The sequence below is a fragment of the Desulfovibrio simplex genome (assembly GCF_055387835.1).
In genome coordinates, this window is sequence record NZ_AP042377.1 from 497,068 (window position 1) to 520,875 (window position 23,808).

The following is a 23,808-nucleotide window of genomic DNA, read 5'->3' on the forward strand; positions in this document are numbered from 1 at the left end:
TTGTTTATTATTGTGTATGTTAATCTTTAGTGTTTATGGGCAATAAAAATATTTGTTGTACAATCTGCAATTTCAGCGAAAGTGGGGCGCATAAAACCATTGCGTAAATAGCGGCATATCTAAGACGCATGTTCAATATAATATATTATTTTTTATTGATTAATTTTATTTGTAGTATGATAAATGAGAAATGGCGGTGCCGAAGGCGAATGAGTGTGCCCTTGATTTGCGGGGTTAATGTCACTACTACAATTTTGACTGTGCCAATGCCGCGGGTTGGGGGCGAAATGTCTGGATAGTTCTCGATAACATTTTGTCTTTTATGCAGATTCATGACAAATTAATTGCCATGATAAAAGTCGGTTGGTTGTATCAGATAAGGTATGCGAGGCGCTGATTTTTCTTTTTTCCCTGAACAGCCCGAATGTATTCGTCCTTTTTCCCCCTTGCTGTATGCAATCCGGCGAATCGATGGCGCTCCGCCTGATCGAAAGCCAGGCAAGCGATTACAAGAGGCCGCGGTCTTGCTTGACTCTCCGAACAAAGCGGACGGTTTATTGGGCAGGCAGGGGGTACGATGCCGACTTGTTTCGTAAGGCATTACTCAGAAAGGAGCGGAACGGATCTTTGCGGCAGGAATAAAGTACTATTTTCCCAAGGCTGGAAAATGCCGGCGTCAGGCGATGCGATTACGGAAGACGCCGATGATCCGGAAAAGCCGAAAGCGACTGTCCCGCCGTGAAGTCCGGCACAAAGGCCGCGGTTCTGGCCGGAACAGTCACCACCTTCTGTATGTTTCAGAGTTGCCTGGACACCAGGCGTTCCAGAGTTAACAGCGCTCTTTTCAGATCGGCCCAATTTTCTATACCCGTGAGTGTAATGCGCACTGCTTCTGGAGGCGGAGTGAAGCCGACAGCAAAGCGTTCAGATTTAAAAATTCTAATATCCCGCTTTGCTGCTTCGCACTCTAAATCAGCAGCCTTCATCGGAGGGGGAAGGAAAAGCCATGCGAACATACTAAAGTCTGTGATATTAAAATCATGGCCCTCAAAAATCTTCCGAAAGAGGGCCACACGCTTGGCGATCTGTACCTTCTTTTGTGGTATGATTTTATCTACGTGGCCTGCAAAAATCGCTTCGGCTGCGATTTCCGCACAGATGGGGGAAACGGACAACATGCTGTCCGTTATGCCTTGTGTGAGAGGCTTGATGAGGCGGTCAGGCGCTGCCACATACGCGATGCGAAGACCCGCCAGAAATGCTTTGGACAAGCCGGCGATATAAACGCTTTGTCGCGGGAGCATGGACGAAAGGAGTTCGCCCGGGGAATCATCGAGATAGCCGCAAGAGTCATTTTCTATGAGAAGAAGATTATGCCTCTGGATAATGTCACGCAAAGCGGCTTTGCGCGCCAAGGACATTTCGGTGTTGGTCGGGTTTTGAATCCGTCCGGAAAGGTATACTCCCTTGATCTGCTGCCGGTGGCATAGAGAATCAAGCTCTGCGGGTATCATGCCTTCACTGTCCATCGGGATGCCTTCCAGCCGGATATCGTTTCGATGCGCTACAGCTTTCATGCCGAGATAGGTGAGATCGTCTGTAGCGATCCGGTCGCCAGGCATAAACAGGCTGTTGCATACGATAAACAGGGCATTCTGCGCGCCCGCGGTGATGGCAACATTTTTGGGGAGAACTCTGAGGCCAAGACGAGAAAGCCAGTCCGCCCCAGCGTTACGGTGTTCCGCGAGCCCTTGTGATTCGCAGTACGTCATTAACGTCGAGTGCTTATGAAGAATTTTTCTGGCAACAGTGGAGAGAGCTATATCCGGCTTGGCCAGGGGACGCGCAAGCCCCATATCCCAACGGGGAGAATTCAAAGCCAGATCGGTGACCGACGACTTTCTGCCCGCGTCGGCAGTGACGAATGTCCCGCGCCCAACGACGGCCGAAACCAGGCCACGGCGCTCGGCCTCCTGGTATATGCGGGTCGCAGTGCTGAGCGTGACTCCAACCACGTCAGCGAGGTGTCGGTGTGTGGGCAGTTTTTCTCCAGGCTGAAGGACACCTGTACGAATGTCCTTCTCAAGGGCTTCCACAACCGCAAGATAGAGCGGCTTTGAGGTGTCAATTGTTTCCAATTTCCACATATTGACTCCAAGATTGGCTTTTATTGATGATACCTATTTATTCAATGTCGTATCACAAAGTCAATCAGTATATTGTGGTAAGTACAATATGATAGTTCATCGATTACGGGTTGTTTGCTTTACATGCACAATATTCATTGTCCGTAGCAACACACAAGTATGAGGTGCGGGCGACGGCAGGCAGCAAGAATCAAGAACAGGAATCCATAAGCAAGATAGCGGCATTTTGAAAACAACACTTGGCAGGTCATTATAATATGCTGAATTGATTTCTATTTTGATGGATGGTTTTGGAAGGGCCATGAAAGGGAATAAGCACAGCATAAGGCATTGTACTGCGTCAATATGTTACTACTACAATCGGCCTTATGTCCGTTGCCGGGACGTCCTTGAGCAGAGCCACCTGCCTTCTGATACCAGACGCACGCTTGACAAGAAAGCGCCCGGCGGCCACCAAGCAAAGCCCAACGAACAATGTCGCGCTGGTGGGGTTTGAGCATGGGATGGATGGATTCGGCAGGCACGGCAAAGCCTGAGTGCCGTGAAAGGGTCAGCTTCGCCTCAAGAAAGGCCCGGTAGTTGGTGGGGGTAGAGGGCTGCATTAGGCGGCCCTCTCAAAATCAAGACTAGAGTGCAGGTGGGTGACAAAAGCCGTTTTTTTTGTGGAGAAACAAAAAAGGATGCCACATGTTTTTGCATGTAACATCCTGATTTTTTTATTGGTGCGCCCGAGAGGAATCGAACCCCTGACCAAGAGCTTAGAAGGCTCCTGCTCTGTCCAACTGAGCTACGGGCGCGTGATCCGTATGTCATTGGCATCCGGCTTTGTGGCGCACCACTATAGGGAGAGCGCCTCTGCTCGTCAATATCTTACTCTGCAGACAGACATATTCGGGCAGCAAGCTGGATGCAAGCCACGATGTTTCAAAAACCAGGGGTTCGCGGTATGGGCTCTCCCGAACCTACAGGGCTGTTCTGTTTTCCTGGTTCGCCGTGTGGTTTCAGGCCATGTTTTCGTCGAAAACAAGCGGCTCTTCAGCCAGGGTCGCCACCATCACGGCCTTGATGGTGTGCAGGCGGTTTTCCGCCTCTTCAAAGGCCACATTGCGCGGCGATTCAAAAACCTCGTCGTTTACTTCCATGCAATCAATGCCGAACCGCTGAAAGATTTCTTCGCCCACGGTTGTGCTGCGGTTGTGGAAGCTTGGCAGGCAATGCAGAAACTTGCAGTCATCGTTGCCAGTCAGGCGCATGGTGTCGCCCGTGATGCGGTAGGGGGTGAGCAGCTCAATGCGCTCTTTCCACACGTCGTCAGGTTCGCCCATGGAAACCCAGACGTCCGTTGACAGGAAGTCGCAGCCGAGGACGCCTTCTTCCACGCTCTCTGTGCGGCTGATTCGGGCCCCGGTTTTTTGGGCGATCTGGCAGGCAATTTCATACACCTCGTCAGAGGTCCACAGCGCCCGCGGGGCCACAGAGCGAAAATCCAGTCCCAGCAGGGCAGAACCAACCATAAGCGAATTGCCCATGTTATAGCGCGCGTCGCCCAGATAGGCCATGGTCTGACGGTTCAGCGGCTTGGGGCAGCATTCGCGCATGGTCAGCATGTCCGCCAGAAGCTGGGTGGGGTGCCATTCATTGGTCAGCCCGTTCCACACCGGCACAGAAGCATGTTCGGCCAGCGCTTCCACACGTTCCTGGCCAAAGCCGCGGTACTCGATGCCGTCATAAAAGCGGGAAAGCACGCGGGCCGTGTCGGCCAGTGATTCCTTTTTGCCCATCTGCGAGCCGGAAGGTCCAAGATAGGTTACGTTGGCGCCCTGGTCATACGCAGCCACTTCAAAAGAACAGCGGGTTCTGGTGGAGTCTTTTTCAAACAGGATGACAATATTTCTGTCCCGTAGGAATTTTGGCTCGCGGCGCGCTTTTTTGGCCTGCTTGAGGTTGGCCGCCAGATCCAGCAGATAGGTGAGATCTTCCGGCGTGAAGTCGGTTTCCTTCAGAAAGTCTCTTTTTTGCAGTCTGTTCATGCGCTGTTCCGCCTTTGAGTGGATTGGGGCCTGCCGTATGCTGAAATTGGCTGGCCGTGCTGTGCTGATTGAAGCCGTTTTTCCCCGTGCTGCCGGTCGCGCCGTTGTGGTGGCGCTACATGTCATAGCGGCAGGAGCATGGCGATTTCGTCACAGCAGTAGAATTTGGGGCATTTGCTGCATTCGACCCAAACGCTTGGGGGCATGTCGTCCCTGTCGAATTCTTTAAAGCCGCATTTGGCGAAGAAATCCGGCACGAGAGTAAAAACAAAGACTCTCGGCAGGGCAAGGCTGCGGCAACGCTCCACCAGCATGGACACAAGGCGCTTGCCAAAGCCCTGTCCCTGGCAGGACGGATGCACCGCCACGGAGCGGATTTCACCAAGGTCGGCCCAGAGGACGTGTACGGCCCCACAGGCCACGATGACATCGCGGCCGCCGTCCGCTGCGGGCGCTGTGGCCACCATGTAGTCCTGTATGTGCTGGTACAGGTACTGGGGGCCACGGGCCAGCATGACGTTAGCCGAAGCATACTGGTTGATAAGCGCCGACATGCCGTGCACGTCCTCAACCGTAGCGGGCCGGATGACCAGCTTTGAAAGGTCGCTTATGCAGACGTCGGGAACAATGGGCCTATCATCAGCGCCTGAGCGCGGAATGGCGATGGGCATTTTTTTTGCCTCTGTTTCGGGGGGTAAAGAATTGAACGCCGCCAGCCTGGCGGTCGGCACAGCCTGAAAAACGCAAGCCGTATACGGCAAATTTTAAAACAAAGATTTTACATAGCACTATTGGTTTCAGGGTGCAAGATACTTCTGGACTTGCAGGGCACCGGCGTGCTGCTGCATGACAGGAAAAAATAAGATTAAAAATAAATATGTTATGCGTAAAAGGTGGGAGCATTTGCGCACTACGGCGCTCTGGCGGGTGCGTGGCGGAGGTCGCAGTGCACACACGAATGCCGTTTCAAGGGAGGGGGCAACACCAACGAGGGCGTACCATAACAGGAACGCATGTACTGTTGCGCAGCCGCGTTGCACAGGGATACAGGCAAGTCCGTCCCTGCGGTTTGTTCGCGCGCTGACAGCACAAGGGGCATGCCCTGGAGTACTGCGGACATCGGGAATGGATATGCGCAGAAGCTACGGGCTGGTGAGGTTCAGGGCATGCTCGCAGATGTCCTCAGTGTAAAAGCGAAAGGCGCTCTCTTCCTGGGTTTTGGCTACAAGCAGGGCGATGCTGGCCCTGTTTATCATTTCCATAAAGGGCAGGTCTTCTTCCTCGATGGTGTCTGTCGTGTAAATGCCGGCATGCAGGTGGAGGGAAAAAACATTGGCGGGCTGGTATGCGTCTTTTTCTATGTCGCTGGCGGCATGAGCGAATGTGGCGATCAGATTTTCATGGCTCGTAAAGGGCATAATTCCGGCAAAGGTGTCGCCCGCGATGTGGCAGCAGCGGGCAAGCGGGCCACGGCAGTTTTTTTCAAGTATGCGTGCAATGCGCCGCAACTCTTTGTCGCCCGCCTCGACTCCCTGCATTTTGTTATAAAACTTGAAATTCTTTATGTCTGCCAGCCAAATGGCAAAAACCGTATCCGGATTTTTTTGTAAAAGCTCTGTTGCCTCCAGTTGCAGGCGATGACTGTTGATGCCGCCGGTTACGGGGTCAACAAAAGCCAGCTTTTGCAGCTGGCGGTCGCGCCACTCGGTCAGCCGGTACACGCGCCAGGCCAGGAAGAGAAAGCAGATCAGCGCCAGAATGGTGACAACGCCTCCACCGTACAGCAGCACGGGAGAGACCAGGTCCAGCGCGTCCAGCGGGACCGAGCAGAAAAGAAGCCAGTTGTTGTTCTGAATGGGGTCAAAAGCCGCAAGGTACTGTTTATTTTCATCGTGATACAAAAAATAGTGTCTGCGGCCCTGAGCCAGCTTGTCCACGGAGTCACGGTAGTCGGCCTCATTCATGTGACCAAGGTCAAAAATGCTCTCTATGCCCTTGGCGAGGCCAAGGTCTGAAGACAGAACAAAGCGTCCCTGCGCGTCGATCAGCCCCGCAAACCCTTTGGCATTGAAAAGAGGCGTACTGAGAATATTCAAAAAAACTTCCGCCCTGGTCACCCCGATCAGCACATGGCTGACGTAGTTATCACTGGGAACAGGCACCGTGCAGTAGATTACATGGCCCGGGCCATAGGGATTTTTGCGGGGAGGGGAGAGCGCCGTTCCTCCCGCAAGGGCTGTGCGAAACGAGTCCTCTCCGGAGAAGTCCACGTCGTGGTCGACGACGCCCTGCGCATCAGCCACATCGCCCCTGCCTGAGGGTGTGATGAGCCCGATGTGTGTAAAATTGTTATTATTCATGATTTCTTTATGCAGCGGAAGCGTTTTTTGCTGCGGCATGTAGCTGACCGTGGTAGCAAGGCCGTGAAGGGTCTGAAAGTTTTGCGCAAATTGCCTTTGCAACAGTATCCGCAACTGCGTTGTGGTCTCATACAGGTGGATTATGTTGACCTGCTCGATCTGTCTGGTCGCATGGCGCAGCAGCATAAGGCTGCAGACGAGGAAAAGGCCGCCGACAAGAAAGGCTATCGCGTAGATGCGTTTAATCTGCTGTTTGCTTCTGTACATGCCTGCCCTCTACAGAATGATATGTATATTAAATACCTTAATCTATTTATTGGCAAGAAATAAAAAACCGACCACGCAGCGATTAAAATTTCTAATTAATTTCAGTTATTTGATATGTATTGAAAATTTGTTCGAACAAGATTGCGGCATGTGTTCAGGCATACGCGGATGAACTTCAGCCCCGCCTCCCCTGATTTTTGGAAAAATTTGAAGGTATCTATGCGAAAATATACATTTTGTATGTTACTCAGGCAGACCCGCAAGGGGTCTCCGCGGGGGATAATTATTTATGTAGCATTTTTGGTGAAATACAAAAATAGTTTTAAAATTTTAATTTCAGTGGCGGGCCATCAAATGCCGCGCTTGCCCAGGTTTATACATGTTTGCTTATAATTGTTTTATTTTGGTATGTTGCGAGAGGACGCCATAAGGAAATAGGGGTGGTTTTTACGGATTAGTATTGAACTAGGATTTTTCTTTTTCTTTTCCAGTATGTTAGTAAGGTTGTTTACTCTTAACCATGTGGTGAGGTAGGATACACACAGCGTAAGCGAAACGTTGTTTGGTTGTGCAAACAGTTTGCAATAATCGGATGCCTCAGCCGGACAGCCTGACGGATACAACGCATGGACCCGCCCAAGGTTGCCGGAGACATCCCATTTACCACTGAGGATTATTTTATGACGCAACAGTTTACCCGCAGAAAATTTCTGCAATCGGCCTGTATCACCCTCAGCGCGCTGACGGTGAGCGCCAGCGGCCTTGATAAGGCCCTGGCTGCCGTTATTGGTGTGGGCCCCATGGCCACATGTGATGTCCTTATAATCGGCTCAGGCGGCGCGGGTTTGCGGGCCGCAGTGGCCGCCATGAAAAAGAATCCCAAGCTCAACGTGGTGGTGGTCAGCAAGTGCATGCCCTCCCGCAACGCCACCTGTATGGCCGAAGGCGGCATCAACGGCGTTACGGATTTCAGCAAGGGCGATTCCTACGAACTGCACTGCTATGACACCGTCAAGGGTGGCGACTACCTTGTGGACCAGGATGCCACGCTCAAGTTCTGCGAGCAGGCCGGCCCCACGATTCTGGAACTGGACTACCTGGGAATGCCTTTTTCGCGCACGGAAGACGGCAGGGTAAAGGCCCGGCCTTTTGGCGGCGCATCCAAGGTGCGCTGCAACTATTCCGCCGACAAAACGGGACATATTGTGGCCCATGTCTGTCTGGACGAGGCCCTGACCCACGGCGTGAAATTCCTTATGGATTACGAGCTGCTGGATCTGGGCGTTGATAACGGACGTTGCGAGGGCGCGGTGCTGCGCAACATCCGTACCGGAGAAATCGCTCCGGTGCGCGCCAAGGCCGTGGTGCTGGCCACGGGCGGATATACCCGTATTTTCTGGAACCGTACGTCTACCCCGTACATCGCCACCGGCGACGGCGTGGCGGCGGCTCTGCGCGCCGGCGTGCCTTTCAAGGATCCGGAAATGATCCAGTTCCACCCCACGGGCGTGGTGCACGGCGGCGTGCTCATCACCGAGGCGGCGCGTGGAGAGGGCGGCTATCTGCTCAATAACAAGGGCGAACGCTTCATGAAAAACTATGCGGCGGCCAAGATGGAACTGGCCCCGCGTGACATCGTGGCCCGCGCCATTGAAACCGAAATCCGCGAAGGCCGTGGCTATGGTCACGGGCTGGAATCTTATGTGCTGCTGGATCTCGTGCATCTGGGCAGGGACAAGATCGTCAATGACCTCCCGCAGATCCGGCACGTCGGCAAGCTGTTCGAAAACATTGACCTTGTGGACAAGCCCATGGTCATCCGCCCCACGGCGCACTATTCCATGGGCGGCATTGCTGTGGCCAGGTTTGACGATATGTCCACTGCCATGCCCGGGCTGTTTACCGCTGGCGAGGCTTCCTGCGTGTCCATACACGGCGCCAACCGTTTGGGCGGCAACTCTCTGGCCGATGCCGTGGTTACAGGAAAGATCGCCGGGGACGGCGCAGCTGCCTATGCAACCACGGCTGATCAGAGCGCGGGCAAGGGCCTGGCCGATCTGACGGGCCAGTGGCAGAGCCGCTTCAAGAATGTCACAAGCGGGGGCGACGCCAAAAAAATGTACGCCCTGCGCGAAGAAATGGGCGCACAGCTCTGGGACAACATGGGCATATTCCGTACTGAGGCGCAGCTTGCGTCTTTGGCTGACACCCTGACCGAGATGCGCTCGCGCTATGATGCCCTGCGCGTGCCCAACGCCAACCCGGTCTACAACTCCGTGTTCACGGAATACGTAGAGTTGGGAAATATGCTGCAACTGGCCCAGGCCGCCTGCCTTGCCGCCACCGAGCGCAAGGAATCCCGCGGCGCGCACACGCGTGAGGACTTCCCCAAGCGCGATGACGCCAACTACCTCAAACACAGCATGGTCACCATGGATGAGGGCGGCAAGCTGCACATGGGCTGGAAAGATGTGGAAATCACCAAATTCAAGCCTGAGGAGCGGAAGTACTGATGGCTACCCTTATTATTGACCGCTTTGACGGCAAAAAACAGTATGAGCAGAGCTACACGCTTGCCACCGACGATGTTGCGGGCAAGACGGTGCTCAATACCTTGTTGTTCATCAAGCAGACCCAGGACCCCACGCTGAATTTCACGGCGTCCTGCCGTTGCGCCATATGCGGCGCGTGCGGCGTGAGGGTCAACGGCCATGCCATTCTGGCCTGCGACACCAAGATGGACGATCTCATGAAAACCTATGGTTCGGATACGTTCCGCATCTCGCCCCTGGCCAATTTCAAGGTCATTTCAGACCTTGTGGTGGACTGGGAACCCGCGGTGGACAACCTGCGCAAAATCCATCCCGGCATGGTGGCCAAGTCCGAATTTTCCGTGAAGGAAGGCTGCCGCCAGACCCAGGCGGAATTTGACCGCATCAAGAAGCAGTGGGACTGCATCATCTGCGGCTGCTGTGCTTCGGAGTGCAACAAGCTCACTGCCGACAACTGCGACTACATGGAACCCTTCGTGTTCACGCACGCCTGGCGTGTTGCCAATGACTCGCGCACCAAGGATCCGCTGCTGCACGGCAAACCTTCTGTGGCTGGCGGCCTGTGGAACTGCGTGCACTGTCAGGAATGCGCCAACCGTTGCCCCAAGGGCATCAGCTCCGCCGACGACATAGCGGCCATGCGCGCCATGGTCATGTCCAAGGGCATGACCGAGGGCGTTGGCCCCGCCCATGCCAAATCCTTCTATACTGACCTGGTGGACGATTCCGGCAGGCTTAATGAAGTGCGGCTTGCCCTGCGTACTGAAGGCGTCAGCACCTTGGGCAGAGCGGGTATGGCCATCACCCTGCTGCGGCAGGGCAAGATGAACCCGCTGGAAGTTTTCGGCGGCGAAAACATTGAGGGGCACGATGCCCTTGTGAAGATGATTGAGGCGGCGCATGCCGCTGCGAAGGAGTAACCGTATGCAGACCGAATATGCCTTTTTCCCCGGCTGCGTGCTGACTCAGGCCGCCAAGGAATCCAAGATGGCCCTTGAAGCTGTGGCACCCGTACTGGGCATCACGCTCAAGGAGATCCCCGGCTGGAGCTGCTGCGGCGCTTCGCAGGCTCAGGACGTGGACCACGTGGCAACCCTGGTGGCCAACGCGCGCAATCTGGCGCTGGCCGAACAGATGGGGCTGCCCATACTGACATCGTGCAGCACCTGTCTGCTCATGCTGCGCCGCGCCAAGGCGGAACTGGACGGCGGGCAGAAAGAGCGCATCAATACCTTTCTGGCCAAGGGAAACATGGCCTACAAAGGCACCAGCGATGTGACCAGCCTGTTGTGGGTGCTGGCTCAGAATGCCGACGTGCTCAAATCCAAGGTCGTCAAGCCGCTCACAGGTCTTAAAGTGGCGGCGTTCTACGGCTGTCACAGCCTGCGGCCGGAATCGGCCCTTGGTTTTGAAAGCTCCGTGAATCCCTCAAGCTTTGAAACCATTGTCAGCGCCGTAGGCGCACAGACCGCGCCCTTTGCCAAGCGGCTGGACTGCTGCGGTTTTCATGCCGTCTACCCGGCGGAAAAATCCGTCATGCACATGACCAGCGAAATCGTCAACGACGCCGCTGCCGGCGGCGCAAACTGCATTGTCACTCCCTGTCCCCTCTGCCAGATGCAGCTGGACATCTACCAGGACAATGCGCAGGAAATCAGCAAATCCAAGGCCCGCGTGCCCGTGCTGCACCTTTCGCAGTTTGTGGGCCTGGCCCTTGGCATACCCGCCAAGCAACTGGGACTTGACTATAACGTCATTGACGCAACCAAGCTCGGCTAAGGAAACGCTGATTTATTTCGTTTGGCGGCGTTGCTTCACTTTTTCTGAAACAGTCGAGGACGGAAGAGTCCACTCCTGCTTCAAAAAAAGATCGCGCCTTGCCAAACAAAATAACTGCGCGTTTCCAGGAGGCTCTTTAGAGCAGATTAACTTTGAGAATATACATTCTCAAAGTTTAAGGCACGCTCACTACGGCGTTTAACCGCGCAGATAAACTGCGCGTACGCCTTCGTAGCGAACGTCTGCTTACGCAGCCATCAGAGCAATTTAAAAGTTAAATTGCTCTAATCAGTGCTTCCCAAACACTGTATAGTTGACTGCGTTTTTTACAACGCAACGTCAGGCGGCCCTTTTCATCCGGCAAGCGCGCGAGTGCCCGCTTCCGGCATGAAAAGGGCCGCCTTTGTGTTTTGGCGCAAAAGGGATACATGGGCGGCAGGTTCAGGGTCTGAATGAAGAGATATGTCAGGTTGCAGTGCTTTGTGGGGGAGGGACCCTTTTGTAAAAGGGTCCCACGCCCCCACCCCCTAAAACTTTTATAGCATTTTGGTATACTGTAACGCTGGTTCTGATTTAAATGGCGATGTTGCAGACAGTCCCTTGCAGACAGCACAGAATCTCAAAGTGCATCTGCTCTACCCCGGCGCAAACGCCGGGGCGCAGCGCTGACAGACCGCCCAGGTCTTTTGGAAGGCAAAAGGCGCGCTGGCATCGGACTGACCGTGCGCAGACGCCAGAAATCAGACAGAAAGGCTGTCCTTCCGCTCACGCCGCCAGGCGAAGCCGGCGGCGTGAGCATTTTTTTGTGAACTGTTTCATGCCGCGTTCTTCTGTTCTGGCAACTGTTGCATGCATGGCTGCGCTGTACTTCTTGTCACATGAAAACCCCGTACGGAGTTTGCGCGCAATGCCATTTGCCAGGTAATATTGCCGCAACCACAATTTTGAGACCTGACCAAAAAATGAAGCGCAGAGAAGAGCAGGGCAACGGGTACTGTTATGAAAATAAAAAGAGGAAAGCGTATTGACCGAAAGGTAAGTAACGACACGAAAATTTTACAGACTGTTTAATCAATGAATAAAGGATTTTTCTTTCTTATTGACGCAAAATGCCAGTTCGTTTAACTCTAGAAAAAGCTAAATGTATTGGCAAGGAAGGAGGAAACACATTAGTTTTATGTTGTGAGGGACAATTTTAGGGTGAATATTTTCACAACTCACAATGTAGTGGGGCAAAAATTATGAATACACTTGTTTTCTGCTGTGTGGCGCTGCCATTCATTGTAGCGCTTGTACTCTATTTCACACAGCTTGACCGCAGCCGCAAGCTCCTCGTGCCTGCAGCGGTTGCGGTGATGGCGCTGGCAGCCGTGATCATGGGAGCTCACGGCACGTTCCGCCTGGAGGCGGAATCATTCCTTGGCATACCGCTGGACAGCCTGTTCAGTCTGCTTGACCTGTTGCTGCTGCTCTATATTCTGGGACTTGGCTGGAAACTCGGCAGCAGAACGGTCATGGGCATGACGGTGCTGCAACTGGTGGGCCTGCTCTACCTGAAGTTCGTTCTTGCGGACGGAGCAGCGCCCATCACGGCTTTTGCGCCCGATGGCCTTTCGCTTATCATGGTTATCATCATTACCGTCGTGGGTGGTCTTATCACCATTTACGGCCTGGGCTACATGGATATTCATGAAGAGCATCTGCATTTGCGCGTATCGCGCAAACCCCGTTTTTTCGCCATTATATTCTGTTTCCTTGGAGCTATGAATGGCCTGGTGCTTTCCAACAATCTTTCGTGGATGTTTTTTTTCTGGGAAGTAACAACCCTCTGTTCCTATTTGCTCATCAGTCATGATCAGACGCAAGAAGCCAATGCCAATGCTTACCGCGCCTTGTGGATGAACGTTCTCGGTGGTCTCGCCTTTGTTTCGGCCATGCTTTTTGTCCAGAAGAGCCTTGGCACGCTGTCCACTGAAATCGTCCTGCAAAAAATGACGGCTCTGGATGTAAAGAGCACGGCCATGTTGCTGCCTTTCGCCTTTTTCTGTCTGGCAGCCTTTACAAAGTCGGCCCAGGTGCCGTTTGAAAGCTGGCTGTGCGGGGCCATGGTGGCTCCCACTCCGGTTTCGGCCCTGCTGCACTCAGCCACCATGGTCAAGGCTGGCACCTATCTTTTGCTGCGCATGGCCCCGGCCTTTGCGGACACCACCATGTCCACCATCGTGGCGCTGTTCGGCGCATTCACCTTTGTGGGCACCTGCATCCTCGCGGTCAGCCAGAGTAATGCCAAAAAGATTCTGGCCTATTCCACCATCGCCAACCTTGGCCTGATCATCGCCTGTGTGGGCATCAACACCGCGGCGTCCATGATGGCGGCCACAACCATCATCATCTACCACTCCGTATCCAAGGGCCTGCTCTTCATGTGCGTGGGCGCCATTGAACAGCGCATCGGATCGCGCGATATCGAAGACATGCGCGGCCTGTACAGCAAGATGCCCCGCACGGCCATTATTACGGCCATTGGCATCTTTACCATGATGCTGCCGCCTTTCGGCATGCTCATAGGCAAGTGGATGGCCATTGAAGCCATCGCACGCGCTACCCAGGCCATGACGCCCATCATCTTCTTTATTGCGTTGGGGTCGGCCTTCACGGTGCTGTTCTGGGCCCGCTGGGCCGGCATCCTGGTTTCTTCGGCCAATCTGCACGAACGGCCGACGCACGGTAATCCCAAGGCCTCGGTCATGTTCGCCCTGCGTTCGCTCTGCGGCCTTGCCATCGTGTTCTCCTTCTTTTCCCCGATGGTTCTGAAGACCTTTGTGGAACCTTCCGTTGCCGGCGTGTACGCCCGTTTCGGCCTCAAGCCCGAAGGCTTCATCCCTGGCGCGTCGCTTACGGGCGGGGCGGGGTACTTCTGGATTTACCTGCTCTTCATCCTGCTTGGCCTCGGAGCCTGGATCGCCTGGAGGGTGGCCAGAAAGGTGCCCAGCGGGGCGCATACGCAGCCGTACTTCTCCGGCCTGACGCAGGATCAGGCAGGACAGATAGGCTTCAAGGGGCCCATGAACGCCTTTGAACCCGTGCGCCTTTCCAACTTCTATCTGTCTCAGTACTTTGGCGAAGGCACCATCACAAGGGCCATTGATATTATTTCCACGGCCTTTCTCATCGTCCTGGTAGGAGGTCTGCTCTGATGCTGTCCATCCTCAGTGCTATCGGCGGATTGATCTTGTCGCCCCTGATGGGGGGGCTGCTGACCGGGGTGGACCGCCGTGTCACGGCGCGCCTGCAATCGCGCCTTGGGCCACCTCTGCTTCAGCCTTTTTACGATGTGTTTAAACTGTTTGGCAAAGAAGCCTACGTCACCAACGCGTGGCTGGTTTTCAGCGCCTACATGACGCTCATCTCATCGGCTCTGTCCCTGCTCATCTTCTTTATGGGCGGCGATTTGCTGTTGCTGTTCTTTGTGCTCACGGTGGGCGCGGTCTTTCAGGTGGTGGGCGCGCTGTGCGTGCCCTCGCCGTACAGCAACGTTGGCGCACAGCGCGAACTTCTGCTCATGCTGGCCTATGAACCCATACTCATTCTGGTGTTTGTGGGCTTTGCCATGTGCACGGGTTCCTTCTCGCTTGAAGCCGTCTTTGCGCAGGACCAGCCCCTGCTGCTCAAGATGCCCTTGCTGTTCCTGGCTCTCGGCTACGCCCTGACCATCAAGCTGCGCAAGTCGCCCTTTGATATCTCGGCCAGCCATCACGGCCATCAGGAACTGGTCAAGGGCGTGCATACCGAATATTCGGGTCCTTTCCTTGGCCTCATTGAAGTGGCCCACTGGCTTGACCTGATACTCATTCTCGGGCTTTGCGCCATGTTCTGGCATACCAGCGTCATTGGCATGGCCACGCTGGTGGTTGCCTCACTGTTTACGGAAATTCTCATCGATAACGTCACGGCCCGGCTCACGTGGCAGTGGATGGTGCAGAAGAAGTCTCTGCTGCTCGGCATGGGATTGGCCCTGGTTAATCTGTTATGGCTGTATGTGGCGTAAGGAGGCAGGCATATGGGTTTTGTAGATAAGATGATAAAGCAGAGCCGTCTGAAGTCTCCCTGGATAGTCCACTTTGACTGCGGCTCCTGCAACGGTTGCGATATTGAAGTTCTGGCCTGCCTCACGCCCATTTATGACGTGGAGCGCTTTGGCGTCGTCAATGCGGGCAACCCCAAGCATGCGGACGTTCTGCTGGTTACCGGCACGGTCAACCACCGCAACCGTCACGTGCTCAAGCAGATATATGACCAGATGCCTTCGCCCAAGGCTGTGGTTTCCATAGGCGCATGCAACCTTTCCGGCGGCGTCTTCAAGGATACCTACAATGTGCTTAACGGCGCGTACAACATCATCCCCGTGGATGTCTTTGTGCCGGGCTGCCCGCCCAAGCCCGAAGCCATCATTGACGGAGTGGTGGAAGCACTGGCAGTGCTCAAGGCCAAGATGGGCATGGGCCCCATGCCCGAAGCGACCTTCATGCCGGGCGACGAAGACGGAACGCCCGCTGGCGCAAGGGATGAACAAGCGCCCGTTGCCGAAGGCGACAAGTCACTGCAAAACGCGGGTTAGCCCGGAGAGGATGCAATCATGTTTTTTGAAGCCAAAGACGTGACGCCCGATACGCTGCTTGCTGAAGTGCAGCGCCTGGCCAACGCCAAATGCCGTTTTGTCACCATGTCGCAGACGGTTGTTGATGAGAACACCCTGCGACTGTTCTATCACTTTGATGAAAACCTCACCATGTCCGACCTGCGCCACAATCCCGAGCTGTGCATGTGGGCGCCCACGGACGCCAAGGGCATGGTGCATCTGCGTATGGATGTGAACAAGGACGAGCTCATACCGAGCATCAGTTCCATATACTTTTGCGCGGTGCTTATTGAAAACGAGACCCAGGACCAGTTTGGAGTGCGCTTTGCGGGCCTGCCGCTGGACTACCAGGGCGGTATGTACATGGAAGGCGAAGTGACTCACGCCCCGTATTTCACTATGACCACCGTCCGGCGTCCCGCCGCGGCTGCCAAGGATGACGCCAAGGCAGAATCCGCCAAAGGAGATCAGGCATGAGCAACCGCACCACAGTGATTCCATTCGGGCCGCAGCATCCCGTGCTGCCCGAACCTCTGCACATCAAGTTTGTGGTGGAGGACGAAACCGTTGTCGGGGCCATTCCCCAGCTCGGCTTCGTGCATCGCGGCCTGGAAAGCCTCGTGCGCACCAAGGACTATAACCAGATGGTCTTTGTGGTGGAGCGTATTTGCGGCATCTGTTCCTGCATACACGCCAACTGCTACTGCAACGCCATTGAAGACATGATGGGCATCACGGCTCCGCCGCGCGCCCAGTTTTTGCGGGTCATCTGGTCGGAACTGCACCGCATCCATTCGCATCTTTTGTGGCTGGGTCTTTTTGCGGACTCCTTCGGCTTTGAAAGCGTGTTCCAGCAGTTCTGGCGCATCCGCGAGCATGTCATGGACATTTGTGAAGCCACGGCGGGCAACCGCGTGATACTGTCGGTCAACGTGGTGGGCGGCGTGCGCCGCGACCTCGCGCCCGACCAGATCCGCTGGATGCTTGGCCGTCTGGACGAACTGCAAAAAGGCATGCGCGAACTCACAAGCACCATGCTGGACGACTATACCGTGCAGGAACGCACGCGCGGCATAGGCTACCTCAGCAAGGACGACGCCCGCCTGCTGGGCGCTGCCGGCCCCACCCTGCGCGGCAGCGGATGGGAAATCGACGAACGCATGCACGGCTACGCAGCCTACAGCGACCTTAACTTCATCCCTGTTGTGGAAAACGACGGCGACTGCTACGCGCGTTCCAAGGTGCGCTTCTATGAAGTGCTGCACTCAATTGATCTTATCCGCGAAGCCCTGAACCGCCTGCCGGAGAGCGAGCTTACCGTCAAGGTGCCCGGCAATCCTGATGGTGAATCCGTCTTCCGCGTTGAACAGCCCAGAGGCGAACTGTTCTACTACATACGCGCCAATGGCACGAAGCATCTGGAACGCATGCGGGTGCGTACGCCAACCTTCGCCAACGTCCCGCCCCTGCTGCACATGTTGCCGGGCTGCAAACTGCCCGACGTGCCGGTCATAGTGCTCAGCATAGACCCGTGCATTTCCTGCACAGAGAGGTAGCCCATGTACATGCTTAAAAACGTGTTGCGCAACCTGTCGGGTAAGCCCGCCACGCGGCTGTATCCGCTGGAAGAGCGTGAGCCCTTCCCGGCGTACAGGGGCGTAATAACCAATGATGTTGAAAGGTGCATATTCTGCAGTACCTGCGCAAAGGTCTGCCCCACGGATGCCATCACCGTGGACGCCAAGGCGGGCCAATGGGTGTATGACCCCTTCCTGTGCGTCTACTGTTCGGCCTGTGTGGAAAAATGCCCCACCAAATGCCTGATGCAGGTTCCAACGCACCGCAAACCCTCGGTAACCAAGTTCCGGGTGTTGCGCACAGGCACGCCGCGCGTCAAAAAAAGCGCCGGAGCCAAGGGCAAGGGAGAAGGCCGCACCAAGGATAAACCTGAAAGCGACTAGAGCCACGGCCTCACCAACGCCGTAGCCGGATACAACAAAAGACCGCCTTTACATGGCGGTCTTTTGTTGTATCCGGCTATGCCCCGGGTATTTTCGGTCAGGGCGCAACTTTGGCGCGTTAGCTGATGCCCTGCGCGTTTTTTGCTTACAGCGCGATTACGGCGCGGCAGTGGTGGTGCGGAGTATCATTAAAGCCCCTTATCAAAGGTTGCGGCACGCCCTTCGGAGCGCGCGACAGCATGGGACGCACGGTAGAGTGCTGCATTGCAACGTTGTCTTATTCGCAGGGGCCTGCGGCAGGGGGCGCCGACCCTTACACGTTCACGGGGGCATCCACTCCTGCGGCCCGTCCGGGCATTTCACGGTAAAACGCTTCAGGGGGCAGAAGGATTCTCTGCCTGAACTGGTTGCGGCAAGGCTTGGGCCAAGCACTGCGCCTCGCCAGAATGTGAATTCCCGCTCGTATGGGCTGTAACATGACAGCCCCAAAGAACCGCCGCTGAATGGTCGTAAAGATATTTATTACTGATCTTGGTGAGCACTAGTGCGAGACATCGTTGTTTTGCCTTCAAATTACATACGTATACTTCTTGTTGCTGGTATAGATGCAATGACAATGGAACAGTTGAATAAATATAATTACTATATTTTTGTATATATTTTTCAATATAGAAAAATAGTAAATATCTGTTGCATATTTTGCTTGCTATATACTATATAAAATCATGCTACAGAGATATTGCGTGCGTTAAATTTGTCACTTGCAAAAACAGTAATATAATATCGAGTATTTTTATGTGATCGTGATAATGTTTTTTGCTGATATGGTATTGCAAAATGAATGTTTATAAGCGACACTAAGGAAAGCATCCCTGTATCTCAAACACGTGACCGGCTCTGGCAACAGGGGTTTGCAGTAGTGCTTGCTTTTGCAAGACGTGTGCATATTTTCACTTATCCCTCGTGAATTGTTTAACTTTTTTCTCAATGATTCGGGGCTTGGGATCACATCTGCGCTGCCTGCGCGAGCGGACGCGCATGATCCGGTAGTAAATAAAGTAAACTTGGAGGAGAAACTTTATGAAAAACAAATGGATGGTTGGCGGCAGTCTAGTTTTATTGTTGCTGTTTACCGTAGGGCAGGTCTTTGCTGCCGAAGGGCAGGCCCCGGCTGCCGATCCTGCTGCTCCTGCCGCTGAAGCCCCCAAGGCTCCGGCCAAGGCCATTGATGATCCTGCTATCGCCGCACAACTGCAGTCGGCGCCGGCCGGGCTGAAAAAAGCCATTGCCGAGCAGCTCAAGGTCGCCCCCGAAACGTACAACGCCACTGCCGAGGCTGGCTACCTGGGCATTCCCGGCGGGCCCAAGGTTAACCTCATACTGGCCTTTGGCTGGGCCCTGTGGGTGGGCTGGATATTCTCCACCGTGGGCGCTTTTGGCGGCGTTATGGCGGGTGTGGGCCACATGACCGTGCACGGCCTTGGCAACTACGCAAAGTCGTTCGGCAAAACGCCCCTCAACAAGGCTGTTACCGACTCTGTGCGCGCCTCCAACCAGATGCTTGCCGGTCTTTCGGCCGTTATCAGTACCTTCAGTTACTACCGCATGAAGCGTCTGGTGCTGCCCCTGGGTATTGCCCTGGGTCTTGGCTCCATTGTGGGCGCGTATCTGTCCACCTCGCTCACCGCGGGCAAGCTGAACTTCTCGTCCTACCAGGGCTATTTCGGCATGTTCGTTCTGGCGCTGGGCCTGTATCTTATATGGGAAACCTCGCCCGCAGGGCAGCGTTCCAAGGCCAAAGCCAAGGAAGCCGCCAAGGCTTTTGAAGCTGCCGCCAAGAGCAAAAGCACCGGCGACAAAGCGCCCACTGGCGTGAGTCTCATATCCTTCAGCCTCACCCGCTGTGTGTTCACTTTCTGTGGCGTAGAGTTTTCTTTCAACCCGCTGCTGCCCTTCTTTGGCGGCGTCGTTATCGCCAGCATCGCGGCCTTCCTTGGCGTGGGCGGCGGCTTCCTGCTGGTTCCCTTCATCACCAGCGTGACCCAGCTTCCGATGTATCTGGCTGCGGGCACTTCCGCTCTGGCCGTTCTGGTGAGCATGATCACGGGTATCACGACCCTCATGCTGCACGGCGCGCTGGTGGACTGGAACCTGGTGAGCATCGAGCTTCTCGGTGTGGCCGTGGGCTCCATTGTTGGCCCCTACACCTCCCGCTTCTTCTCTGAAATCTGGCTCAAGCGCCTCTTTATCGTGCTGGCCCTCTATGTGGGTACAGACTACGTGCTGCGTGGCTTCTTCCAGATCAAGATGTTTGGCTAGCAGCCACGTACGGCCGTTGTGGAACGCAAAATCCTCAAGGTCGGCGATCCGGCAGTTGGTCTGCCTGATCCTGGGGTTCTAGCGCGCCGGCAGTCCCGGTTCCGGATGTAAAAATAATGGCGCGGCGGAGAATTGTCTCCCCCGCGCCATTGCGCTATGGTACGGGCATACCGTTTCAGTCACCAGCAAACCCTGAAGGCGCAAGGGGCTCCTGAACTCCTTATGATAGACACATTTCTTGTTTGGCTCGATCCTGTTCTTGTTCTGCCTTTCCGGGTGATACCGCACCCGGAAGTGGGCTATCTTTTTGGCGTGGGCTGCCTTGCGCTCATTACCGTGCTTCTCGGTCTTGCCACCCTGAGCCTGGCCAACAGGCTGCATGCCAACCGCCTGAAGAAGTACAGGGATCAGATGCAGCACTATCACACGCTGAGCGAGCAGGCGCTGTCCACCGGAAGCAAGGAAACGTTCAAGGCCGTCAACCGTCAGGGGCATGAAGCCTTTGGTTACCATTTTTCTTTGAGCGGTGCGCTTTTTGTGGCCTCGCTGTGGCCGGTTCCCATTGTGTTTGCCTGGATGCAGCTGCGGTTCGGCCTGCTGAGCCCGGTTCTGCCCTTTAATCTGCCGCTCTTCGGCAACCAGCCGGGCATGGTCTTTTGGTTTTTGCTTTATTACATTCCGTTGCGGATGTATTTTTCGAAAGTCTGTCGGAAGCTGCAACTGCGCAAAAGAGAGCCGCTTTCACAGGAAAACGTCATGTATCCCTAGGAAGTCTTAGAGTATTTTACCGTTGAAGAGGTCAAATGCTCTAAAGGCGCACGAGAGCGCAGCGCGCCACAAGGTGGAGTGGTTCAGCTGAAAATCGCATTTTTCAGATGAATGACAACATGAAATGCTTCACATTTCAAAGGTACTCTGATCCGGGATGCGCCTCAGGGAGGCCACCTGGAGCGGGTTTTCCACGCCGCGCTAGCGCCATAAAGGCGGGAGTTTTTGCCGCCACGGCTGAACATGTTGCGCACAGCGGCCGGGGGCTTGCCGCAAGGAACAGAACGTGTACTAATTCGTCATGGCATACGTCTGCCCGCGGTAGCCCGTGAACCGTTGTCTACTATCCCGGACGTTTTTAGATCAGAGGCATGAGGTTGCCGTGGGCCGCGGCAGTGGGCAAGAGAGTGGTCAGGGGTTTTATCTTGACAATGAAATTCATTTTCATAATGATGGGGCATGCCGCGCGAACCGGTCTTGTCCCGGCTCGTCACCATAAGGAGATCCCCATGTATACACGTTTTGGTACGACAGAGGAGATGGTCATTCAGACCGTTGAAGAAAACAACGCAACCTTTCTGCTGGCCATCGACAGCACAGGCCTGTATATGACAACGCCCAATTACGTGGGCAAACCTCTCGCCGACACCAACCGTTACAGCGCCGCGCGCCAGAATGTTAACGAAAGGTTGCGCGCCCTGGGGTTGAACCCCGAAGAACTGTGGGCCAACAACCAGAACCTTATCAAGAGCGAAACCGTATCCGCCAAGAAGGTCAACCCGCTCAAGGCCTCCAAGCGCGGTTCCAAGGGTTAGGTAATTTTAGTTTGAACTCTTTGTGGGGGAGGGACCCTTTTACAAAAGGGTCCCTCCCCCACAAAGCATTCCCCCGTACACATAACTCACCAACTAAACAAAATAACTACACAAACAGGGTCTTCAGTTTGTGCGGCTGGCAGCGTAAGTACTGCGAGGGGGCATCGGTAATGGACGCGCCAAGGGCTGCCGCCGCGTGCCAGGGCCAGCGCGGGTCGTACAGCATGGCGCGGCCGATGGCCACCATGTCGGCCTGACCGCTGACAATAATGCCCGCAGCCAGTTCAGGCTCGGTAATGAGCCCGACGGCAATGACGGGCAGGCTTGTGACCGCCTGCTTGACGGTGTGGGCAAAGCCGACCTGATAGCCGGGAGCCAGGCTGATCTGCTGATCAGGCGAAAGTCCGCCGCCGGACACGTGAATGTAGGCAGCCCCGGCCTTTTCGATTTCCTGCGCCAGGATGGCGCACTCCGCCACATCCCATCCGCCGGGGACAAAGTCCGAGCCTGAAACGCGCACGCCTACTGGAACGCTGGCGGGCAGGGCCTTACGCATAGCCGCGAAAACACGCAGGGGGAAGCGCATTCTGTTTTCCAGACTGCCGCCGTAGGCATCGTTCCGCTTGTTGGACAGGGGCGAGAGAAACTCGTGCAGCAGATAGCCGTGGGCCGCATGCAGCTCAATGGCCTTGTAACCCGCGCGAACAGCGCGCTGCGCGGTTGCCACGAAGGCCTCCAGCAGGCGATTGATGTCGGCCTCGGTGAGCGCCAGGGGCGTTGGCGAGGCCGCGTCAAAGGGCAGCGCGGAAGGCGCATACACTGGCCAGCCGCCATCCTGCGGGGCAAGGGGGCCGCGTCCTTCCCATGGGCGGCCTGTGGAGCCCTTGCGGCCTGCGTGTCCTATCTGGAGGGCCACGGGTATGGAGGAAAACGTGCCGACAAAGTCCAGCATGCGGCGGTGCAGTTCTTCCTGCTCGTCGTTCCACAGGCCAAGGTCAGCCTGAGAAATTCTGCCCTCCGGCTCAACGGCGGTAGCTTCGACAATCAGCAGTCCTGCGCCCGAAACGGCCAAATGCCCGTAGTGCATATGGTGCCACTGCGTCGGGCGTCCTTCGTCCGCGGAATACTGGTCCATGGGCGGAATAACGATACGGTTGGCAAGCTTCAGCCCGCCAAGTGTGATGGGAGAGAAAAGTGTATTCATGCAAACTCCTGCCTCACGGCCACGGGGCCGTAAATTCGTTGCCCCTGGCTCTTCCGTGTCTGGTGCAGCCAGGGTAAACAGGCTCAGCGCCCGCTGTTGCGGGTCAATGTTGTTTCATTATGCGCTCTGGTCCTGCCCAGGGCAAGTGCCACGCCTGATTGCCAGTGAGGCGCGGCTTTTTGCTGTATGTACACAGTGTTGCGTCGCTGCTGGGCCTGATTGCGCCATTGTCAGGGCGCTTTAAGCGCGACAGGTTTCAGGGACGGCCTGGGATTTCTTTTGCACCTTGTTTGTAATGGTGATATAAAGCTGGAAATTACCTGCGATTATGTCAAGCCCGCAAAACACTGCAAAGGTATCCGCCATACGGCGGTTTTTCAGCATCATGCGGCTTGTTGTCATAAACAGATATGCGGCTGCGGACGCCATGCGCCCGCAAGGCGCCAACGGAGGCTTGCGTTAAGCAGCACTTGGGGGCCGTCGCAGAAACGGGGGAAGAAGGGGCGCGCCTTCTTCCCCCGCAGCCATTTTGGCCTCCTTGCACTCCATCCGGTAATGCGGGCAGTAAATCCGCGGGGATCTCAACGCGGTGTCTTTTGACGCGCCATCCCTTCAGGCTGTCAACGCTCCCAGGCGATTTCGTGCATTGTGGTCAGGCGATCGGCGCTTTCGCCCGTGAACAGGGCCGTTTTTGTATTCTCAGACAAAAGGCGATGTTGGAAGAGCACTGCCCCAAAGCTGGCAATAGTCTTTGCTTGCGCAGTGCGAAACGTCCACCACGGGAATTTCACGCGGAGATTGCCCCGGCGGGGGTGTACTGGCGCTCGCCAACGCATGCACAGTAGCTGTGCAGTCAAATATCGGGCGGGCGTCTTTGGATTTTGCGGCTATGAATTGCCGAAGTTGCCTTGTTCTGGAGCATTTTACTTTTTGAAAAAAGTTACATGCTCCAACGCGACACGAGAGT

The 23,808-nt window shown here is 55.3% G+C and carries 17 protein-coding genes, 1 tRNA gene and 1 pseudogene; 13 read left to right on the plus strand and 6 right to left on the minus strand.

What is annotated here, in order from left to right:
• Positions 1-797 precede the first annotated feature (797 nt).
• The 5 genes from ACZ5DH_RS02010 to ACZ5DH_RS02030 form a co-directional block, all read right to left on the minus strand.
• Positions 798-2,147 (minus strand): aminotransferase-like domain-containing protein, encoded by a 1,350-nt coding sequence (locus ACZ5DH_RS02010; RefSeq protein ID WP_464255495.1) that lies wholly within the window; start codon positions 2,145-2,147, stop codon positions 798-800.
• Positions 2,148-2,867: 720 nt separating this feature from the next.
• A tRNA-Arg gene (locus tag ACZ5DH_RS02015) sits at positions 2,868-2,944 on the minus strand.
• A gap of 204 nt (positions 2,945-3,148) precedes the next feature.
• The gene (gene argF, locus ACZ5DH_RS02020; RefSeq protein WP_464255496.1) at positions 3,149-4,177 is read right to left on the minus strand and encodes an ornithine carbamoyltransferase; all 1,029 of its coding nucleotides are present in this window, start codon (positions 4,175-4,177) and stop codon (positions 3,149-3,151) included.
• 122 nt (positions 4,178-4,299) lie between these two features.
• On the minus strand, positions 4,300-4,848 hold the full coding sequence (locus tag ACZ5DH_RS02025; protein WP_291302973.1) for an N-acetyltransferase: 549 nt from the start codon (positions 4,846-4,848) through the stop codon (positions 4,300-4,302).
• A 471-nt stretch (positions 4,849-5,319) separates the two neighbouring features.
• Complete coding sequence (locus ACZ5DH_RS02030; RefSeq protein WP_464255497.1) at positions 5,320-6,537, minus strand: sensor domain-containing diguanylate cyclase; 1,218 nt, start codon at positions 6,535-6,537, stop codon at positions 5,320-5,322.
• Between ACZ5DH_RS02030 and ACZ5DH_RS02035 the strand changes: the two genes are divergently transcribed.
• From ACZ5DH_RS02035 to ACZ5DH_RS02095, 13 genes and pseudogenes are all read left to right on the plus strand, one after another.
• On the plus strand, positions 6,514-6,867 hold the full coding sequence (locus tag ACZ5DH_RS02035) for a hypothetical protein (RefSeq protein WP_464255498.1): 354 nt from the start codon (positions 6,514-6,516) through the stop codon (positions 6,865-6,867). The two genes, ACZ5DH_RS02030 and ACZ5DH_RS02035, sit on opposite strands and share 24 nt — an antisense overlap.
• A 617-nt stretch (positions 6,868-7,484) precedes the next feature.
• On the plus strand, positions 7,485-9,317 hold the full coding sequence (gene sdhA, locus ACZ5DH_RS02040) for an 8-methylmenaquinol:fumarate reductase flavoprotein subunit (RefSeq protein ID WP_464255499.1): 1,833 nt from the start codon (positions 7,485-7,487) through the stop codon (positions 9,315-9,317).
• Entirely contained in the window at positions 9,317-10,276 is a 960-nt protein-coding gene (gene sdhB, locus ACZ5DH_RS02045) for an 8-methylmenaquinol:fumarate reductase iron-sulfur subunit (RefSeq protein WP_464255500.1), read from the plus strand. Before sdhA ends, sdhB begins: the two co-directional genes overlap by 1 nt.
• 4 nt (positions 10,277-10,280) lie before the next feature.
• Complete coding sequence (gene sdhE, locus ACZ5DH_RS02050; RefSeq protein ID WP_464255501.1) at positions 10,281-11,135, plus strand: 8-methylmenaquinol:fumarate reductase membrane anchor subunit; 855 nt, start codon at positions 10,281-10,283, stop codon at positions 11,133-11,135.
• 1,241 nt (positions 11,136-12,376) lie between these two features.
• Positions 12,377-14,332, plus strand: coding sequence for an NADH-quinone oxidoreductase subunit 5 family protein (locus tag ACZ5DH_RS02055; protein ID WP_464255502.1), 1,956 nt, complete (start codon positions 12,377-12,379; stop codon positions 14,330-14,332).
• Positions 14,332-15,183 carry a respiratory chain complex I subunit 1 family protein gene (locus ACZ5DH_RS02060; RefSeq protein WP_464255503.1) on the plus strand — a complete coding sequence of 284 codons (852 nt, stop codon included), beginning with the start codon at positions 14,332-14,334 and terminating at the stop codon, positions 15,181-15,183. The genes ACZ5DH_RS02055 and ACZ5DH_RS02060 overlap by 1 nt, the downstream gene beginning before the upstream one ends.
• Positions 15,184-15,195: 12 nt before the next feature.
• Positions 15,196-15,636 (plus strand): annotated as a pseudogene (locus ACZ5DH_RS02065) (NADH-quinone oxidoreductase subunit B family protein); the annotation flags it as partial.
• A 135-nt stretch (positions 15,637-15,771) separates the two neighbouring features.
• Positions 15,772-16,251: an NADH-quinone oxidoreductase subunit C gene (locus ACZ5DH_RS02070; RefSeq protein ID WP_464255504.1), complete on the plus strand. Its 480-nt coding sequence runs from the start codon at positions 15,772-15,774 to the stop codon at positions 16,249-16,251.
• Complete coding sequence (locus tag ACZ5DH_RS02075; RefSeq protein ID WP_464255505.1) at positions 16,248-17,330, plus strand: hydrogenase large subunit; 1,083 nt, start codon at positions 16,248-16,250, stop codon at positions 17,328-17,330. The genes ACZ5DH_RS02070 and ACZ5DH_RS02075 overlap by 4 nt, the downstream gene beginning before the upstream one ends.
• 3 nt (positions 17,331-17,333) lie before the next feature.
• On the plus strand, positions 17,334-17,735 hold the full coding sequence (locus ACZ5DH_RS02080; RefSeq protein WP_464255506.1) for a 4Fe-4S binding protein: 402 nt from the start codon (positions 17,334-17,336) through the stop codon (positions 17,733-17,735).
• A gap of 1,080 nt (positions 17,736-18,815) precedes the next feature.
• Entirely contained in the window at positions 18,816-20,054 is a 1,239-nt protein-coding gene (locus tag ACZ5DH_RS02085; protein WP_464255507.1) for a sulfite exporter TauE/SafE family protein, read from the plus strand.
• A gap of 222 nt (positions 20,055-20,276) precedes the next feature.
• Positions 20,277-20,822: a hypothetical protein gene (locus tag ACZ5DH_RS02090; protein WP_464255508.1), complete on the plus strand. Its 546-nt coding sequence runs from the start codon at positions 20,277-20,279 to the stop codon at positions 20,820-20,822.
• Positions 20,823-21,331: 509 nt separating this feature from the next.
• Positions 21,332-21,637, plus strand: a complete 306-nt coding sequence (locus tag ACZ5DH_RS02095; protein WP_464255509.1) for a hypothetical protein — start codon at positions 21,332-21,334, stop codon at positions 21,635-21,637.
• A 106-nt stretch (positions 21,638-21,743) separates the two neighbouring features.
• Here ACZ5DH_RS02095 and ACZ5DH_RS02100 read toward each other — a convergent pair whose 3' ends face one another.
• Positions 21,744-22,841: an NADH:flavin oxidoreductase/NADH oxidase gene (locus ACZ5DH_RS02100; protein WP_464255510.1), complete on the minus strand. Its 1,098-nt coding sequence runs from the start codon at positions 22,839-22,841 to the stop codon at positions 21,744-21,746.
• Between the last annotated feature and the right edge of the window lie 967 nt (positions 22,842-23,808).

Coding starts and splice junctions, on each gene's coding strand:
- ACZ5DH_RS02010 (WP_464255495.1), bottom strand. CDS start 2,147: ATGTGGAAATTGGAAACAATTGACACCTCAAAGCCGCTCTATCTTGCG.
- argF (WP_464255496.1), bottom strand. CDS start 4,177: ATGAACAGACTGCAAAAAAGAGACTTTCTGAAGGAAACCGACTTCACG.
- ACZ5DH_RS02025 (WP_291302973.1), bottom strand. CDS start 4,848: ATGCCCATCGCCATTCCGCGCTCAGGCGCTGATGATAGGCCCATTGTT.
- ACZ5DH_RS02030 (WP_464255497.1), bottom strand. CDS start 6,537: ATGAATAATAACAATTTTACACACATCGGGCTCATCACACCCTCAGGC.
- sdhA (WP_464255499.1), top strand. CDS start 7,485: ATGACGCAACAGTTTACCCGCAGAAAATTTCTGCAATCGGCCTGTATC.
- sdhB (WP_464255500.1), top strand. CDS start 9,317: ATGGCTACCCTTATTATTGACCGCTTTGACGGCAAAAAACAGTATGAG.
- sdhE (WP_464255501.1), top strand. CDS start 10,281: ATGCAGACCGAATATGCCTTTTTCCCCGGCTGCGTGCTGACTCAGGCC.
- ACZ5DH_RS02055 (WP_464255502.1), top strand. CDS start 12,377: ATGAATACACTTGTTTTCTGCTGTGTGGCGCTGCCATTCATTGTAGCG.
- ACZ5DH_RS02060 (WP_464255503.1), top strand. CDS start 14,332: ATGCTGTCCATCCTCAGTGCTATCGGCGGATTGATCTTGTCGCCCCTG.
- ACZ5DH_RS02070 (WP_464255504.1), top strand. CDS start 15,772: ATGTTTTTTGAAGCCAAAGACGTGACGCCCGATACGCTGCTTGCTGAA.
- ACZ5DH_RS02075 (WP_464255505.1), top strand. CDS start 16,248: ATGAGCAACCGCACCACAGTGATTCCATTCGGGCCGCAGCATCCCGTG.
- ACZ5DH_RS02080 (WP_464255506.1), top strand. CDS start 17,334: ATGTACATGCTTAAAAACGTGTTGCGCAACCTGTCGGGTAAGCCCGCC.
- ACZ5DH_RS02085 (WP_464255507.1), top strand. CDS start 18,816: ATGAAAAACAAATGGATGGTTGGCGGCAGTCTAGTTTTATTGTTGCTG.
- ACZ5DH_RS02090 (WP_464255508.1), top strand. CDS start 20,277: ATGATAGACACATTTCTTGTTTGGCTCGATCCTGTTCTTGTTCTGCCT.
- ACZ5DH_RS02095 (WP_464255509.1), top strand. CDS start 21,332: ATGTATACACGTTTTGGTACGACAGAGGAGATGGTCATTCAGACCGTT.
- ACZ5DH_RS02100 (WP_464255510.1), bottom strand. CDS start 22,841: ATGAATACACTTTTCTCTCCCATCACACTTGGCGGGCTGAAGCTTGCC.